Origin of the sequence: Epibacterium sp. Ofav1-8, assembly GCF_022348185.1 — a bacterium.
In the GTDB taxonomy this organism is placed as follows: Bacteria; Pseudomonadota; Alphaproteobacteria; order Rhodobacterales; family Rhodobacteraceae; genus Epibacterium.
This window is the reverse complement of record NZ_JAKRFD010000002.1, coordinates 30,059-45,376: the sequence shown is the minus strand read 5'-3', so window position 1 is coordinate 45,376 and position 15,318 is coordinate 30,059. Positions and strand designations below refer to the sequence as shown.

The 15,318-nt window shown below is 62.7% G+C and carries 16 protein-coding genes; 6 read left to right on the top strand and 10 right to left on the bottom strand.

The genetic code is table 11. The features are described from left to right. Positions 1-38: 38 nt before the first annotated feature. Positions 39-617: a YceI family protein gene (locus MHM97_RS03030; protein ID WP_239319314.1), complete on the bottom strand. Its 579-nt coding sequence runs from the start codon at positions 615-617 to the stop codon at positions 39-41. A 344-nt stretch (positions 618-961) separates the two neighbouring features. On the opposite strand from MHM97_RS03030, the gene prpE reads away from it, so the two are divergent. Beyond that, entirely contained in the window at positions 962-2,854 is a 1,893-nt protein-coding gene (gene prpE, locus MHM97_RS03025; protein WP_239319312.1) for a propionate-CoA ligase PrpE, read from the top strand. A gap of 66 nt (positions 2,855-2,920) precedes the next feature. On the opposite strand, the gene MHM97_RS03020 is transcribed toward prpE, so the two are convergent. Next, positions 2,921-3,130: a CsbD family protein gene (locus MHM97_RS03020; protein WP_239319310.1), complete on the bottom strand. Its 210-nt coding sequence runs from the start codon at positions 3,128-3,130 to the stop codon at positions 2,921-2,923. A 222-nt stretch (positions 3,131-3,352) separates the two neighbouring features. Here MHM97_RS03020 and MHM97_RS03015 point away from each other — a divergent pair, with 222 nt between their 5' ends. Continuing rightward, positions 3,353-4,774: an amidase family protein gene (locus MHM97_RS03015; RefSeq protein WP_239319307.1), complete on the top strand. Its 1,422-nt coding sequence runs from the start codon at positions 3,353-3,355 to the stop codon at positions 4,772-4,774. A 124-nt stretch (positions 4,775-4,898) separates the two neighbouring features. On the opposite strand, the gene MHM97_RS03010 is transcribed toward MHM97_RS03015, so the two are convergent. Beyond that, positions 4,899-5,654, bottom strand: coding sequence for an NAD kinase (locus MHM97_RS03010; protein ID WP_239319305.1), 756 nt, complete (start codon positions 5,652-5,654; stop codon positions 4,899-4,901). Between the two features lie 175 nt (positions 5,655-5,829). On the opposite strand from MHM97_RS03010, the gene glyA reads away from it, so the two are divergent. Both glyA and MHM97_RS03000 read left to right on the top strand, forming a co-directional pair. Continuing rightward, positions 5,830-7,125, top strand: coding sequence for a serine hydroxymethyltransferase (gene glyA, locus MHM97_RS03005; protein ID WP_239319304.1), 1,296 nt, complete (start codon positions 5,830-5,832; stop codon positions 7,123-7,125). Between the two features lie 109 nt (positions 7,126-7,234). Continuing rightward, positions 7,235-7,927 (top strand): SOS response-associated peptidase, encoded by a 693-nt coding sequence (locus MHM97_RS03000; protein WP_255729030.1) that lies wholly within the window; start codon positions 7,235-7,237, stop codon positions 7,925-7,927. Between the two features lie 39 nt (positions 7,928-7,966). Here the strand turns inward: MHM97_RS03000 and MHM97_RS02995 are convergent, their stop codons facing one another. The 3 genes from MHM97_RS02995 to MHM97_RS02985 all read right to left on the bottom strand — a co-directional run bounded on the left by MHM97_RS02995 (position 7,967) and on the right by MHM97_RS02985 (position 9,716). Further along, on the bottom strand, positions 7,967-8,254 hold the full coding sequence (locus MHM97_RS02995) for a YiaA/YiaB family inner membrane protein (RefSeq protein WP_065329230.1): 288 nt from the start codon (positions 8,252-8,254) through the stop codon (positions 7,967-7,969). A 90-nt stretch (positions 8,255-8,344) separates the two neighbouring features. Further along, positions 8,345-9,025 carry a PspA/IM30 family protein gene (locus MHM97_RS02990; protein WP_239319301.1) on the bottom strand — a complete coding sequence of 227 codons (681 nt, stop codon included), beginning with the start codon at positions 9,023-9,025 and terminating at the stop codon, positions 8,345-8,347. 94 nt (positions 9,026-9,119) lie between these two features. Next, entirely contained in the window at positions 9,120-9,716 is a 597-nt protein-coding gene (locus tag MHM97_RS02985; protein ID WP_239320323.1) for a TetR/AcrR family transcriptional regulator, read from the bottom strand. Between the two features lie 146 nt (positions 9,717-9,862). Here MHM97_RS02985 and MHM97_RS02980 point away from each other — a divergent pair, with 146 nt between their 5' ends. Next, positions 9,863-10,792, top strand: a complete 930-nt coding sequence (locus tag MHM97_RS02980) for a DUF817 domain-containing protein (protein WP_239319299.1) — start codon at positions 9,863-9,865, stop codon at positions 10,790-10,792. Here MHM97_RS02980 and MHM97_RS02975 read toward each other — a convergent pair. Beyond that, the gene (locus MHM97_RS02975; RefSeq protein WP_239319297.1) at positions 10,746-11,111 is read right to left on the bottom strand and encodes a hypothetical protein; all 366 of its coding nucleotides are present in this window, start codon (positions 11,109-11,111) and stop codon (positions 10,746-10,748) included. The two genes, MHM97_RS02980 and MHM97_RS02975, sit on opposite strands and share 47 nt — an antisense overlap. A gap of 124 nt (positions 11,112-11,235) precedes the next feature. On the opposite strand from MHM97_RS02975, the gene MHM97_RS02970 reads away from it, so the two are divergent. Next, the gene (locus MHM97_RS02970; RefSeq protein ID WP_239319295.1) at positions 11,236-11,994 is read left to right on the top strand and encodes an alpha/beta fold hydrolase; all 759 of its coding nucleotides are present in this window, start codon (positions 11,236-11,238) and stop codon (positions 11,992-11,994) included. Positions 11,995-12,074: 80 nt separating this feature from the next. Here MHM97_RS02970 and MHM97_RS02965 read toward each other — a convergent pair whose 3' ends face one another. Genes MHM97_RS02965 through MHM97_RS02955 form a run of 3 tightly spaced genes read right to left on the bottom strand, consistent with a single transcriptional unit; the run spans position 12,075 to position 15,079 of the window. Next, on the bottom strand, positions 12,075-12,950 hold the full coding sequence (locus tag MHM97_RS02965) for a DNA adenine methylase (RefSeq protein ID WP_239319293.1): 876 nt from the start codon (positions 12,948-12,950) through the stop codon (positions 12,075-12,077). A gap of 4 nt (positions 12,951-12,954) precedes the next feature. Continuing rightward, complete coding sequence (locus MHM97_RS02960) at positions 12,955-13,749, bottom strand: endonuclease (RefSeq protein ID WP_239319291.1); 795 nt, start codon at positions 13,747-13,749, stop codon at positions 12,955-12,957. Beyond that, on the bottom strand, positions 13,742-15,079 hold the full coding sequence (locus MHM97_RS02955; RefSeq protein ID WP_239319288.1) for a DNA cytosine methyltransferase: 1,338 nt from the start codon (positions 15,077-15,079) through the stop codon (positions 13,742-13,744). The genes MHM97_RS02960 and MHM97_RS02955 overlap by 8 nt, the downstream gene beginning before the upstream one ends. Between the last annotated feature and the right edge of the window lie 239 nt (positions 15,080-15,318).

Sequence of the window (15,318 nt, the reverse complement as noted above, 5' to 3'; positions counted from 1 at the left end):
CCCGCCTGTCTTGAGCGTTGCGTATAGGGGCCGTTGCCTCAGCGGCCTGCCCGGTCCACCTGGGCCAGAATGCGCAGATCGATCTGCGAGCCGACCAGTTCCGGATAGCCCGCCGCGCCAAATGCGGTACGATCAAGGCTGCCGGTCAGCAGGATCGCCAGGTGGTCCCGCTCCCCCGCATCGGTCCCGCGTTGCCGATAAAGCTGCGCCGACAGGGTCACCGGCCGCGTCACGCCCTTCACCGTCAGATCCCCGAACACCTGCGCACCGGCAAGCGACCCGGTGATCTTGCGCGCCACAAACCGGATACGCGGATGACGCCGCGCATCCAACACGCTGGCGCTCTTCAAGGCTTCGGTCGCGATCAGGAACCCGGCCCGTGCGCCGCCCGGGCTGAGCGTCACGTCGATCTGGCTGGCCGCGATGTTGTCGAGATCCAGCGAGAGCTCCGCAGCACTCACCGGCATCTGGCCTTCGGTCGGGGTGCCATCCAGATAATAGGTGAAGGCCACCACGCTTTTATCCGTGTTCAAATCGAACACGGCCGGCGCGCCCAGCGCCGATTGCGCCGCCAGTATCGCGGCCGCAAACAGGGGGATCAGAAATGATTTGGTCATGAACGTTTCTCCTTTGTGCCGGGATAACGATCAAGGGCGGCGCATTATTCGAGACCGGGGCAGAATTCCTTTGAAACAGCCCCGACACGGGTGAGTCGCACCAGTCTACCCCACCTGCCGTTTTCAACTGCGAGCGCAAACACCGATTTTGCAAATTTGCAGAAACCGGCAAGTTACTTAGCGAAACTCTTGTATCCCAGAGGCTTTGCAAATCTTTGCAACCCATCGGGGCAAAATATTCCGCAAATCCGCTCCAATGTGACGCAGGGTCGCGCAGCACGCTTGCGGGACTTCGAACCCTCCGCCTAGGCTCTGACGCGGAGGAGACAGTGAGGAGGACCCCCATGACCTATTCTGAGGTGTACGCGCAGTGGAAATCAGATCCGGAGGGGTTCTGGATGGAGGCTGCAAACGCCATCAGCTGGGACAAGGCCCCGACCAAGGCGCTGAGCGATCTGGGCGGCGGGCTGTATGAGTGGTTTGCCGATACCAAGGTCAACACCTGCTACAATGCCGTCGACCGCCATGTTGAGGCCGGGCGCGGCGAGCAGACCGCGATCATCTACGACAGCCCCGTCACCCACACTAAGCGCGAGATTTCATTCGTCGAGCTGCGCAACCGGGTTGCGACACTGGCCGGTGCGCTGCGGGCCAAGGGGGTGGAGAAAGGCGACCGCGTCATCATCTACATGCCGATGATCCCCGAGGCGCTGGAGGCGATGCTCGCCTGTTCCCGGATCGGCGCGGTGCATTCGGTGGTCTTTGGCGGCTTTGCCTCCTCGGAGCTTGCGGTGCGGATTGACGACGCGACCCCGAAGGCGATCATCGCCGCCTCCTGCGGGATCGAGCCGGGGCGGACCGTGCATTACAAGCCGCTCCTGGATGGGGCGATTGAACTGGCGACCCACAAGCCCGACTTCTGCGTGATCTTCCAGCGCGAGCAGGAAGTGGCAGAGCTGATCGAGGGCCGCGATGTGAACTGGCACGGGTTCCAATATGGCGTGGAGCCTGCGGACTGTGTGCCGGTCGAGGGCAATCATCCCTCCTATATCCTCTATACCTCTGGCACCACCGGGCAGCCCAAGGGCGTGATCCGCCACACCGCCGGGCAGTTGGTGGCGCTCAACTGGTCGATGAAGAACATCTATAACGTCGACCCCGGCGATGTGTTCTGGGCCGCGTCCGACGTGGGCTGGGTCGTGGGTCACAGCTACATCTGTTACGGCCCCCTCATTCACGGCAACACCACTGTGGTCTTTGAGGGCAAGCCCGTGGGCACGCCGGATGCGGGCACCTTCTGGCGGGTGATCTCGGAACATAAGGTCAAGAGCTTCTTCACCGCGCCCACCGCCTTCCGCGCCGTCAAGCGCGAAGACCCCAAGGGCGAGTTTGTCGGCAAATACGACCTTTCCTGTCTGGAGCAGGTCTATCTGGCAGGCGAGCGCGCCGATCCCGACACCATCACTTGGGCGCAGGACCAGCTGGGCGTGCCGGTCATCGATCACTGGTGGCAGACCGAAACCGGCTGGTCCATTGCCGCCAACCCGCTCGGGATCGAGGAACTGCCGGTGAAACTGGGCTCTCCGGCGGTGCCGATGCCCGGCTATGACGTGCAGATCCTGGATGAGGGTGGCCACCCCATGCCGCCGGGAGAGCTTGGCGCGATTGCGGTCAAACTGCCCCTGCCCCCCGGAACGCTGCCAAACCTGTGGAATGCGGAGGATCGGTTCAAGAAAAGCTACCTCACCACCTTCCCCGGCTACTATGAGACCGGCGATGCGGGGATGATGGACGCGGATGGTTATCTCTACATCATGGCGCGCACCGATGATGTGATCAACGTCGCAGGCCATCGCCTGTCGACCGGCGCGATGGAAGAGGTTCTGGCAGGCCACCCCGATGTGGCGGAATGTGCGGTGATTGGCGTGGCGGATCAGCTCAAGGGCCAGATGCCGCTGGGGTTCCTCTGTCTCAACGCGGGCTGCAACCGCCCCCATGCCGAGATCACCGCAGAGGTGGTGAAACTGGTCCGCGAGAAGATCGGCCCGGTGGCAGCGTTCAAACTCGCCTGCGTGGTGGATCGCCTGCCCAAGACCCGCTCGGGCAAGATCCTGCGCGCGACCATGGTGTCGATCGCCGACGGCACCGATTGGAAGATGCCGGCCACCATTGATGATCCGGCCATTCTGGACGAGATTACCACCGCCCTGCAAAGCCTCGGCTACGCAAGCCGGTAACCCTCAAGCAGAAAGCGGCCCCGCCGAGGGCCGCTTTTGCCAATCTCGCCAGTGGGAGACCCAAGATCAGACGCGATCTTTGAGGCGCTCCGCAAATTCGTCGATCTGACGCTCGGCCTCATCCTTGGCCACGCCATAGCGCTCCTGAATGAGACCCGCCAGCTTCGAACGGTCCCCTGCGGCCTGATCGATCTCGTCTTCGGTCAGCTTGCCCCACTGGGTCTGCGTCTCACCCTTGAGTTGCTTCCATTTGCCTTCGATAATATCCCAGTTCATGATCTCTGCTCCTTTACGTTCAGGTCGGATCACAGTGCGTTTTCAAACGCTTGCTGCTTGACCTGATAACGCCGCCGGCCCGCAGTTGTTCCCGCGGGATGCAGAATATTTTTCGCCCCCCGCAATGTGCCGTGCTCCAAAAGGCGGGCGCGCTGTGCCCGGAATTTGCCCTTCCCAGCCCGGGGAACCGGCACTAGGCTCGCCCCCAAGGAGATTATTAACATGTCAAATCAGGAACTTTGGCGCCTGAGCGCAACTGAACTGTCCCCCCTGACCCGCAGTGGCGCGGTCCGCCCCAGCGAGGCGGTTGCCTCCGCACTGGCGCGGATGGATGCGGTGAACCCGGCCCTCAACGCGGTGGTTGAGGATCTGCGGGATGAGGCGCTCGCCCGGGCCGAGGTTCTGGACAGCACGCCAGAGACCGCGCGCGGGCCGTTGCATGGCGTGCCGGTGACGATCAAGATCAACGTGGATCAGACCGGCCACGCCACCTCCAATGGCATTCCCGCGCTCAAGGATCTGATCGCACCCGATGATGCCCCGGTGGTGCAAAATCTGGAACGTGCGGGCGCGGTTGTGATCGGACGCACCAACACGCCGGAGTTTTCTTTCCGCGCGGACACCGACAATCCGCTTTACGGGCGCACCCATAACCCTTGGGGGCAGCATATCTCTCCCGGCGGTTCTTCGGGGGGCGGCGGTGCCGCAGTCATGGCCGGGATCGGCCCGCTGGCGCATGGCAACGACATCGGCGGCTCCCTGCGCTTTCCCGCGGCCGCCAATGGCGCGGTGACGGTTAAACCGGGCTTGGGCCGCGTGCCGGCCTGGAACCCCAGCCAGAAAGCCGAACGCGGGTTGCTGGCACAGCTGATGAGCGTGCAGGGGTTGATGACCCGCAGTGCCCGCGACCTGCATCTCGCCATGCCCGCAATGATCGCGCCAGACATTCGCGATCCCTTCCATGCGCCGGTTCCGTGGCAAGGCCCCACCCCGGAGCCCCCCATCAAGGTGGCCTTCACCCGCAACACCCATGGCTATGATCTGCACCCGGAGGTCGAGGCCGCGCTGCTGGCGGCCCGCGATGCCTTGTCGGATGCGGGCTATATCGTCGAGGAGGTCGAGCCCCCCAATGTATTCGAGGCCGGACGCACCGGCTATCGCGCGCTCATGGGCGAAATCCACGCGCTGATGAAACCGGATCTCGACGCGATGGGGTCCGAGGTCATCCGCACCATGTTCGACACCTATTTTCAGGAGTTCCCCCCCTTCCTCGGCGAAGACCTCCTCAAGATGTACGCCAAACGCAGCCACTACGCCCGTCAGTGGGCGATGTTCATGGCGGACTACCCGCTGGTGCTGACGCCTTTCCTGCCGCATCCGTTCTTTGCCCCGGACCGCGACCGCGAGGGTGTTGAGGGCGCGCATGATGTGCTCGGCTGTGCGGTCTATTCCTACGCCATGAATTACATGGGGCTGCCCGCCGCCTGCGTGCCGTCCCGGCTGGCGCAGCTGCCCAAAGGCCCGCAGCCCATCAATGTGCAGATCGTGGCCCAACGCTGGCGCGAGGATATGGCCGTGGACGCCGCCATCGCCATCGAGGACCGCATCGGTCAGATGGCTCCGCTCTTGTGGGAGCGGATGTGACGCAGGGCTCCGCCCCTATGCCCTTCATCTTTTTGTTAAATACCTCCGCCGGAGGCAACGGCCCCGGACCAACCGGTCCGGGGCTTACCCTGTCGCGCGCCAGCGCGCCCGCTTGGCACCGATCTCAGTTGAACTGCTCGGAAATCAGCCGTTCTTCCAGCCCGTGGCCAGGATCAAACAGGATCTTGTGGCTGATCCGGCGTTCACTCTGGATCTCGACCCAGTCGATTTCCTTGAACGACACCGAATCCGCCTCTGCCATCACCGGCCGCTTGGCGGCATCGATCACGTCGAACCGCACCGTCGCACCACTTGGCAGCAACGCCCCGCGCCAGCGCCGCGGGCGAAACGCCGCGATCGCGGTCAGGGCCAGCACATCCGCCCCGATCGGCAGGATCGGGCCATGGGCGGAGAAATTATAGGCGGTGGAGCCCGCAGGCGTCGACACCAGCGCCCCGTCGCAGACCAGCTCCGCCATGCGCTGACGTCCATCGACCGAGATCTTCAGCTTGGCCGCCTGCGGCCCCTGCCGCAACAGCGACACCTCGTTGATCGCCATCGCCGCATGCATCTTGCCGGCGCGGTCCTTGGCACACATACGCAGGGGATGGATGATCTCCTCGCTGGCCGCCTCCAGCCGCTCCAGAAGCTCCCCCTCGCCGTAGGAGTTCATCAGGAACCCCACCGTGCCACGGTTCATCCCATAGATCGGAATGTTCAGGTTCACCGTATCCCGCAGCGTGTGCAGCATGAAGCCGTCGCCGCCCAGGGCGACGATCACATCCGCCGCCTCCACCGCGACAGAGCCATAGCGCTTGCTCAGGACAGACAGGGCCGTTTGCGCCAAAGGGGCCTCGCTGGCCAGAAATGCGATTCTCATAAGGCGCGGTCCTGTTTCCGGAAGGGTCCAAACGGTTCCGAAACAAGCACAGGTTTTCCCCGAAGACCAGAGTTGCCGTTCACCTGTCCCGTTTCGTCGCTTTACAGCCTTTCAGATCTGTGAAGTTTCCGATAGGAAATCTCGCAAAGATCACCCCCAACCAGACGGAGCCAGCATGACTGAGACCCCCCGTGACACCGGTTTCTTCACCCAAAGCCTCTCGGAGCGCGACCCGGAGCTGTTCGGCGCAATCACCGACGAACTTGGCCGTCAGCGCGACGAGATCGAACTGATCGCCTCTGAGAACATCGTCTCCGCTGCCGTTATGGAAGCACAGGGCTCCGTGCTCACCAACAAATACGCCGAAGGCTACCCGGGCCGCCGCTACTACGGTGGCTGCCAGCATGTGGACGTGGCGGAAAACCTCGCCATCGACCGCGCCAAACAGCTGTTCAACTGCGAATTCGCCAATGTGCAGCCGAACTCCGGCTCTCAGGCCAACCAGGGCGTGTTCCAGGCGCTGCTGCAACCCGGCGACACCATCCTGGGCATGGATCTGGCCTCCGGCGGTCACCTGACCCATGGCGCGGCGCCGAACCAGTCTGGCAAATGGTTCAACGCGGTGCACTACGGCGTGCGCGAAGACGACAACCTGATCGACTATGACCAGCTGCAGGCGCTCGCCACCGAGCACCAGCCCAAGCTGATCATCGCCGGTGGTTCCGCCATTCCGCGTCAGATCGACTTTGCCAAGTTCCGCGCCGTGGCCGACAGCGTCGGCGCCTGGCTGATGGTCGACATGGCGCATTTCGCCGGTCTCGTGGCCGCAGGCGAGCACCCCTCGCCCTTCCCGCATGCGGATGTGGCCACCACCACCACCCACAAGACTCTGCGCGGTCCGCGCGGTGGTATGATCGTCACCAACAACCCGGATCTGGCGAAGAAGTTCAACTCCGCCATCTTCCCGGGCATCCAGGGTGGTCCCCTGATGCATGTGATTGCCGGCAAGGCCGCCGCGTTCGGCGAAGCGCTGAAGCCCGAGTTCAAGGCCTACCAGAAACAGGTGCGTGCAAACGCGGTTGCGCTGGCGGATGAGCTGATCAAGGGCGGTCTGGACATCGTGACCGGCGGCACCGACACCCATGTGATGCTGGTCGACCTGCGTCCCAAGGGCGTGACCGGCAACATCGTCGACAAGGCCCTGGGCCGCGCGCATATCACCACCAACAAGAACGGCATCCCGTTCGACCCGGAAAAGCCCACCGTGACCTCCGGCATTCGTCTGGGCACCCCGGCAGGCACCACCCGTGGCTTTGGCGAGGCTGAGTTCCGCGAAATCGCGCAGTTGATTGTCGAAGTGGTCGACGGTCTCGCCGCCAATGGTGAAGACGGCAACGGCGCGGTTGAAGAAGCGGTGCGCGGCAAGGTCGCGGCGCTCTGCGCCCGCTTCCCGCTCTACCCGAACCTCTGATCCATCCCCATTACGGGTAAAAATCAAACCGCCGCGCCAGATTGCGCGGCGGTTTTTCATTGTGGGGGCCACCTTTGCCCGGTGTGGCAGAGACCGCTATCATACTGGCATGTGTGGTAGAATCGGCCTTCCCCAGTTGACGTGGAAACAATTCGTGGCGTGGCAGCGCGGCGAGTTCGACTGGCTCGACATCCTCCGCGAGGACGGCTCTGACGATCTGGTCATGAGTTGGAACGTCAAACCCACCCAAACCGTAGATGCGTTTTTTGTCCGCAAGGGCGCCCTCGTCGCCGCCAATGCGCGCTGGTGGCTGGTGCCACAGTGGTTCAAGGGCGCGCCGAAGGATTGGAAGGCCACCACCTTCAACGCCAAGATCGAGACCGCCGACACCCTGCCGAGCTTTCGCGGCGCCAGCCGCTGCGCAATTCCGGCCAGCGGGTATTTCGAATGGACAGGTGACAAAGGGCAAAAGCAGCCGTGGTGGATCACCACGCAAAGCAATGCGCCGATGCTGTTTTTTGCAGGGCTGCAAACACGGTTGGAGAGCGGGCTTCGGACCTGTTCGATCCTGACCCGCCCGGCGCTGACGCAAACGGCCCATCTGCACCCGCGCTCTCCGGTCATTCTGGCAGATGGGCAGCTTCAGGCATGGCTGAGTGGCGAGATCGACCGGGACACGGCAAAATCAGACCTCGGCACCAATTGGGACGGACGCATGCGGTTTCATCAGGTGGCGCGGTTCGGGATTGAGGACGATGGACCGGAGCTGATCGAAGACATCGGGCCGGAGCCGCTCATCTGAGCTGGCTCCGGCCCGAAATATGTTCCTTGTATTGCGGGGTTACCCCTCGGACGTCGGCTCTTTCAGCGCGTCTTCCAGCATGCGCTCGTTGCGAATATCCTCGATGCGGCGAATACGGTCTTCGCTCTGGCGGATGTCAAAGCGGTACTTCACCACGTTGATGAGGCTCAGGGTCAGCAGCAGGATGCCCATGGCCCAATACCCTTTGGTCGACAGCGGCACCTCGGTCGAGAGCCAGAGCGAAATGCCGAGCATCCCATAAGCGATGACGACGCCAGCAATGTTGAGGTTGGTGATCAGAGCGTTTTCGTTGCGCATGTTAGACATAAGTTAGGTCCTTTGACTTGAAATTAGTCAGATAATACCGGGCGTTTGCCCATATGGAGTGGGGCGTCTTTGCCCCGCAGAGTTTTCAGGTCAGCTGTCGGATTTCAGACGGCTCAGCACATCATTGGCAGTGCTGCGGGTGGCGGCACCAAAGCCCGCGTCTGCCAGTTGATCTGCAACGGAATGGGGCGTGAGGCTGGTTTCAATCTCGTTGAGGATTTCCGAGGCCTCAAAGGGATCTTCCTGTCCCAGCACCTCCTGAATAAGCTCTGCCGCCTCATCCATTGGCCGACCGTGGAGCACGTGTCCCAGAGACGCCTGCGCGCGATGCTCGCCCCGCACGGCTTTGGCGGCGATGGCCCCCTGACGCAGGTCGATCAGACGGCGGCTGGCGGTTTCCACAGATTGGCGCAGACGCAGAATGCGGGCTTCCAGTCGCGCTTGTGTCTCCTGACGCAAGCGACGTTCGTTCTCCATCTCGGCGATGGCGGCTGCGGCGGTTGTCGCCAGATCTTCGCGCCCATCTGCCAGTGCGGCTTTGGCGCGGAGGGTCAGATCATTGATCCGCGTTGTCAGCGTTGCAATCTGACGCCCTTCGGCGCGTTCCTTCTGGATCAGGCTGACCAATGTGGATTTGGCCGACTTCAGATCATCATTGGCCTGGGCGATCTTTTCCTCGATCAACTCGATGGAAAATTGCTGGCGCACCTGGGTTTCGGCGCGGCGGTTTGCACCGACCATCAGGGTTTTGAGCGTTGAGAACACGATCATTCCTCCATTCGTGAACATCGTTCATATGGAGGATGTACGGAATTCCTGAACGTCGTTCAAGAACAAAAATGAACAATGTTCACAAAGGTAAGGTTTACCTTACCGTCAACTGTGACAGCACCAGTGCAATCATGCGCCGGATCTCTTGCGGGGGCACGCCAGAGATGCGGTTTTCCAACCCCAGCAGCACAATGCCATGCACAGAAGAAAACAGCGCCCGCACGGTCAGCGCCTGCTCCGCGCGGGGCTGATCTGGAAACAGCTCGGCAACCGGGCCGGCAATATGCTGAAACAAGCGATCAAGTGCGGTGCGATACCAATCGGGCACTTCCCCGTCGGCTGGCAGCTCCAGATCGAACAAAGCGCGCCACAGGCGATTGTTGGCGCTGGCAAAGTCCAGATAGGCCTCGCTCATCCGGATCAGCCGTTCACTGGCGGCGGCACCCTGTGATGCGGCCACGGCGGCCTCGACCTCTGCCCCGAGCCGCTGAAACGTGCGCCCGTTTACTACCATGACCAAGGCTGTCATATCGTCAAAGGCGTTGTAGATCGCCCCCACCGCGCAGCCTGCATCCTTGGCCAGATCCCGCGCCCTGAGCGAAGTGACGCCTGCGTCGCGAATACGCGCTTCTGCTGCATTCACCAGCTTCTCTCGAAGGTCCGCCCTGCGCTGCTCTGCCTTTGTTGCCATCTTACTCATCCGATTTCCTGAACCGCGTTCACGCCATGCCCGTCTATAGGCCGCATGTCCCCTCAAATGCAAATCCCGCCCTCAAAGGTCCTCCGCGCGTCAAAAGCACATAGACTTCATGGCCGTTTTGCAGTCATTTCGCTCATATGACCCAGCAGACACCCCAGCCGCCCGCCAGCGCCAACCGCACACGCCGCCTTGAGCGCGCCCTTGGGGACTGGATGCGCGCGCGGCTGCCGCATTATCTGTCGGAATTTGTGATGTTCACTCTGAAACAGGGTTGGGCTGCGATCTTTGGTATCCTGCTTCTGGGCGGGCTGTTGATCTCCAGCCGTATCTGGCAAGCGGACTGGGCATTGGCGCGCTATGATGCGCTATTGATCTATGCGCTGGGGCTTCAGGTGGTGTTTCTGGCCACTGGCATGGAAAGCTGGCGCGAGGTGCGGGTGATCCTGTTGTTTCACCTCACCGGCACGATCATGGAAATCTTCAAGGTCGATGCCGGCAGTTGGGCCTATCCCGGTGATGGTCTGGTGAAACTCTGGGGTGTGCCGCTGTTCTCGGGCTTCATGTATGCCTCGGTGGGATCCTACATGGCGCGGGTGATCCGCCTGTTTGACATGCGCTTTGCCCCCTACCCGCCGCTCTGGATGGCGACGGGCCTTGCGGTGGCGATCTATGTGAATTTCTTCAGCCACCATTTCCTGCCGGACATCAGGCTGGCCTTGTTTGTTGCCACGGTGGTGATTTTTATCCGCACCCGGATCTGGTTCTATATCGGCGGCCACGCCTATTGGATGCCACTGCCACTGGCGGCCTTCCTGTCCAGTTTCTTCCTATGGGTGGCGGAAAACGTCGGCACCCGCACGCGCACATGGCTCTATGCCGGGCAGGACAGTGATCAATGGGTCAGTATCGCCAAAATGGGCAGCTGGTATCTGCTGTTATATGTGAGTTTTGTCACCGTCACCCTGGTGGTGCGCGACGCGCTCTCACGCGCACCTTACCGCCCGGTCGGGTCACACGGGATCAGACGAACCCCCGCCAGCGCAGCACGACCACCAGAAGCGCTATGACGCACAATACGGCAAAGGCAGAGGTGGCGGCCATATCCAGAAGGCGCCCCTTGCGCCTGTCCTTGAGGTCCAGCTCCGCAAGATAGGCCCGCAGGCGGCGCGCTTTCTTGACCAGTCGGTCCTCATCCAGGGCCGCGGCCAGACGTGGATGGGCAAAGCTCTCCTCGGCAGACATAAGATCATCCGCCGCTTTGCGTAACCGATGCGGCAAATGACGCCGGGCGCGGCGCAAACTCTCCGACAGGTCGCCTGAGAGCTTCAGCCGCTTTTCCAGCAACGCGCGGATCTGGTCCAACTCACTCTGTAACGTCTCGCGCATGGCGCTTTGCCCTCGTTCAGCAGATGCAACGCGCCCGACCATAGCCATCGCCTGTCGGGATCTCAATGCCGCAGGGGGGCGGTTGGGGGCTGACAGCCTGTCCTCTGCCCGCTATCACCGCGGTATGTTGAACACGATCCTACATGGCACCCCGACGGACCAACCACCCCTGCTGATCGCGCATGGCCTCTATGGCTCCGGACGCAATTGGGGGGTGATTGCCAAGCGGCTTTCGGACGAACGGCAGGTGATCGCCGTGGATATGCGCAACCACGGCCTCAGTCCGCAAACCGAGAGCCACACCTATGTCGATCTGGCCGAGGATCTGGCGGAGGTGATCGCCACCCATGGCGGTCGCATGGATGTGGTGGGACATTCCATGGGCGGCAAGGCGGCGATGATGCTGGCACTCAACCACCCGGAGGCGGTGAACCGTCTGGTGGTCGCCGATATTGCGCCGGTGAGGTATCAGCACACACAGGCGCATTTCATCACCGCCATGCGCAGCGTGGATCTGTCGCGCGTGACGCGCCGCTCGGACGCGCAAGAACAGCTGGCAGAGGCTGGCGTGGACGCGATGTTGCAGAGCTTCTTCACCCAGTCCCTTGATGTGGAAAACAAATGCTGGCGGTTGAACCTCGACACGCTGGAGCGCGAGATGCCGCACATCCTGTCGTTTCCGGAGGTCGATACCCATTGGGACGGGTCGGCACTGTTCCTGACCGGGGCCAATTCGGAATACGTGCTGGCGGAACATCGCGGCCGCATCAAATCGCTGTTTCCCGGCGCTCGCTTTGCCAAGATCCCCGGTGCAGGCCATTGGCTGCACGCCGAAAAACCGCGTGAGTTTGAAGCTACAGTGCGCAGCTTCCTGAACGCGTGATCGCGGAACCGGTATTGGGGGCGCTGCCCCCGGCCCTTTGGGGGCCTCCCCCGGGATATTTGGGGTTAGAAGAGGCCGGGTCAGTAGGTGAGGAGCAACCGGTCCCTCACCATCTCTGTTTCCATCCGCTGGCCGCTCATCTGGAAACGCTTTAGCATTGACTGGCCCATATTGACGAGGATCTCGCGGTCGAACAGGCCCTGCGGGATTTCGATATCGCAATAAACGTCCCCGGATTTCTTGGTGCCGTCGATCGACATCGCCACTTGCACCCCGCGCGCCTTGCAGGCGGCGATGCTGGCAAAGAGCTCCTCCAGCCGGAAGGTCTGCGCGCCATAGAGAATGGTTTGCGAATGCGCATAGGGCGGATCGCAATAGATCACGTCGCCCGCGCGCGCCTGCGCCATCGCGGCGCGGTAATCCAGACAGGCAAAGCGCGCGCCCGCCATCCGGTCGCGCCACATCTCCACCCGTTCCGCGAATTTATGCGGCTTCATCACCGGGTGGCTGCCGCAGGGTGTGGACATATAGCCGTCCTTGCGGCGAAACCGCACCACACCGCCGTAGCAGGCCCGGCACAGGAACAGGAAATCCGCCCCATTGGGCGTGGCATTGTAACGGGCCTTGATCGCCTCGTAGACCGCCACACGGTCCCCGGCCATGAAGGCCTCATACCGCGCCTGATACCAGTGGTTCAGCTGGTCGGGGTCTTCCTGCAAGGCCTGCCAGATCTCCACCAGCGGCGGGTAGATGTCGGAGCCGAGCGCACGCTGGGGCCGCAGATTGGCCATCACCCCGCCCGCCCCCAGAAACGGCTCGAAATAGGTGCCGTAGTCCTTGGGCAGATGGGCAACGATCTCATGGGCAAAGCGCTGCTTGTTGCCGACCCATTTCAGCAACTGGGTCTTGAACGGGGCGACCTGTTCCACGCCCGCCACGGGCGCCGACGCGTCCATCCCCTCAGACCTCGTCCCGATAGGCGATCCGCCGCGTGTAGCTCAGCGCATTGGCGGCGACCAGCCGGTAGTGGCGTTCCTGCAGCACCTGGATCTCGTCCCCCTGCACCGCCAGTTCGAACAGCGCCACGACGCTATCCTCCATGAACTGCGCGGCGATGGCGCGGCAGCGCATGCCGGGGAACTTGGCCTCCGCATAGCGGATGTCCTGACTGACCTGCACGATGCCGATCTGATCCTTGCCGCCCTTGGCCTGCACTGGAATGATGGTGTGGCAGCCGTACCGGTCGAGCCCGATATACAATTCGTCGATCTCGATCTGGCCCATGCCCTTTACCGTGGTGCGCAGGTGGTTCTGCAGACTGTAGGTGGTGAGGCCCAGAAACGTGTCGATCAACCGGTTATAGCGCACCACCGCCAGCAGCGCCTGCTCGTCATCCAGCGCATAGGCACGGATGATGGCGGGGGTGGCATCCGGGATGTCGATGACCTCCAGATCCTGCTGCGGCAGAATGCGGTTGATCTTCACCAGGCTGAATTTATAGACCGCGCGCCCGGCCAGTTCGATCACCCATTCGCGCCCCTCGGGCTGGGTGGCGACGATGGCCTCGGGCAGCGCATTGCGAAAACGAAAGGAATAGAGCACATCGCCCAGGTTCTTGGGCAGCTTGATCGCCAGTTCCGCCGCCGCCTGCTCCAGCTCTTCGCGGGTGAAGCCGAACTCGGTCGCGCCCTCGCTGTAGCGCTCGACAAAGATCTTCTCGATCAGGGCGCTGTAGCGGTTCTGTCGCTTAGCCATTGGCGCTCTTGGGGGCGGCTGCGGCGCGCTCCAGCTCGATATCCGCCTGGCGCCGTTTGGTTGCGCCGCTCTTGCGGTCGCGGCGCGATGGCATGGCATCCACCTCGAAATGGGCGGCGGCGCGGGTCAGGTCGAATTGCAGCAGATCGGGGTCGCCCAGCTGCATGACACCCTCGGGACGCTGTGGTGCATGACCAAGCGCCGCCATCATCTGAGCGGCCACGGCGCGGGCCAGCGGCGGCGGCACCGAATTGCCGATCTGGCGCGCGCCGTGCCATTTGGTGGCGTTGAAGCGGAACCAATCGGGAAAGCCGTGCAGCCGCGCCATCTCGCGCACGGTGACGCAGCGGTTGTACTTGTAGTGGATCGGGCGCGGGCTGGTGAACGCGCCGCGCGCGCCATCCGTCCCCGCCCGCAGCGTGTTGGAGACGCCCCCCCGGGCCAGCTTGAAGAAACGGCTGATCGGCTCCACCGCGCCTTCGGCGGTTTCGGCAAAGCGACGGCGGGTGATCTCGGTGTGGCCGGTGCGGGCGCTGGAGGTTAGCACCTTGGGCTGCCAGTCGCGCACATAGCCGTGATGCCAGGCGTCATTGGTCAGCCCGCGCAGCTCTGCCGCGTAGTCCGATGGCTTGCCGAACCGCACACCGCGCGTGGCATCGCTGTCCAGCAGCGCGTCGAAACGTTCCGCATCCGGCAGATCCCCCAGCGCCTCGTGGCAGCTGGGCCCGTCGGGCAGCCCCTCGAAGGTCTTGGGCTTGCCGCTGATGTTGGTCTGCGGCGCCGGGTATTGAGGCAACGGCAGGCCTTTCTTGACCCCCATCAGGATCAGCCGCTCACGCGATTGCGGCGTGCCGAAATGGGCGGCGTTGAGCACTTTCCACGGGGTCTGGCAGGCATAACCGGCAGCATCAAAGGCCGCCACCAGCTCCTCCAGGAACTGCTTGTGCTTGCCGACCGTCAGCCCCTTGACGTTTTCGAACACAAAGGACCGGGCATCCAGTTCCTTGACAATGCGCAGGAAATCCATCGCCAGGCGGTTGCGCGGATCATCCAGCACCCGCTTGCCGATCATGGAAAACCCCTGGCAGGGCGCCCCTCCGGAGACACAGTCGATCTGCGCATCGCCCAGGCCCGCCGCCGCGCGGATCTGATCGCCGCTCAACCCCTCGACAGAGCGCGCCAGAACCGCCGTATGAGGGAAGTTGAACTTGTGAACGGCGCAATGGACCGGGTCGATTTCCACCGCGGCCCGGACGTCGAACCCTGCCTGCTCAAACCCGAGGCTGAGGCCACCTGCGCCCGCAAACAACTCGACTGCGATCGGTCTCAACTTTCAGCGCCCTTCGTTCACGTTTGATTCTCACACATTAGCATGGGGGATACGCGATGTCGATCGCGCCCGCCAGTGTTACACAAGCTGATGTGGCGGCGCCACTGTGCCCGCCTTGACCCGCCCGCCGCAAAACGCGCGATTTATCAGCGCCCTAGCACCAGACCGATGCGCACCTGCATGTCCGGCCCGGCGCGCAGGAAGGGAATTTTTTAATCTGACCGGCATCGGCAACAGGG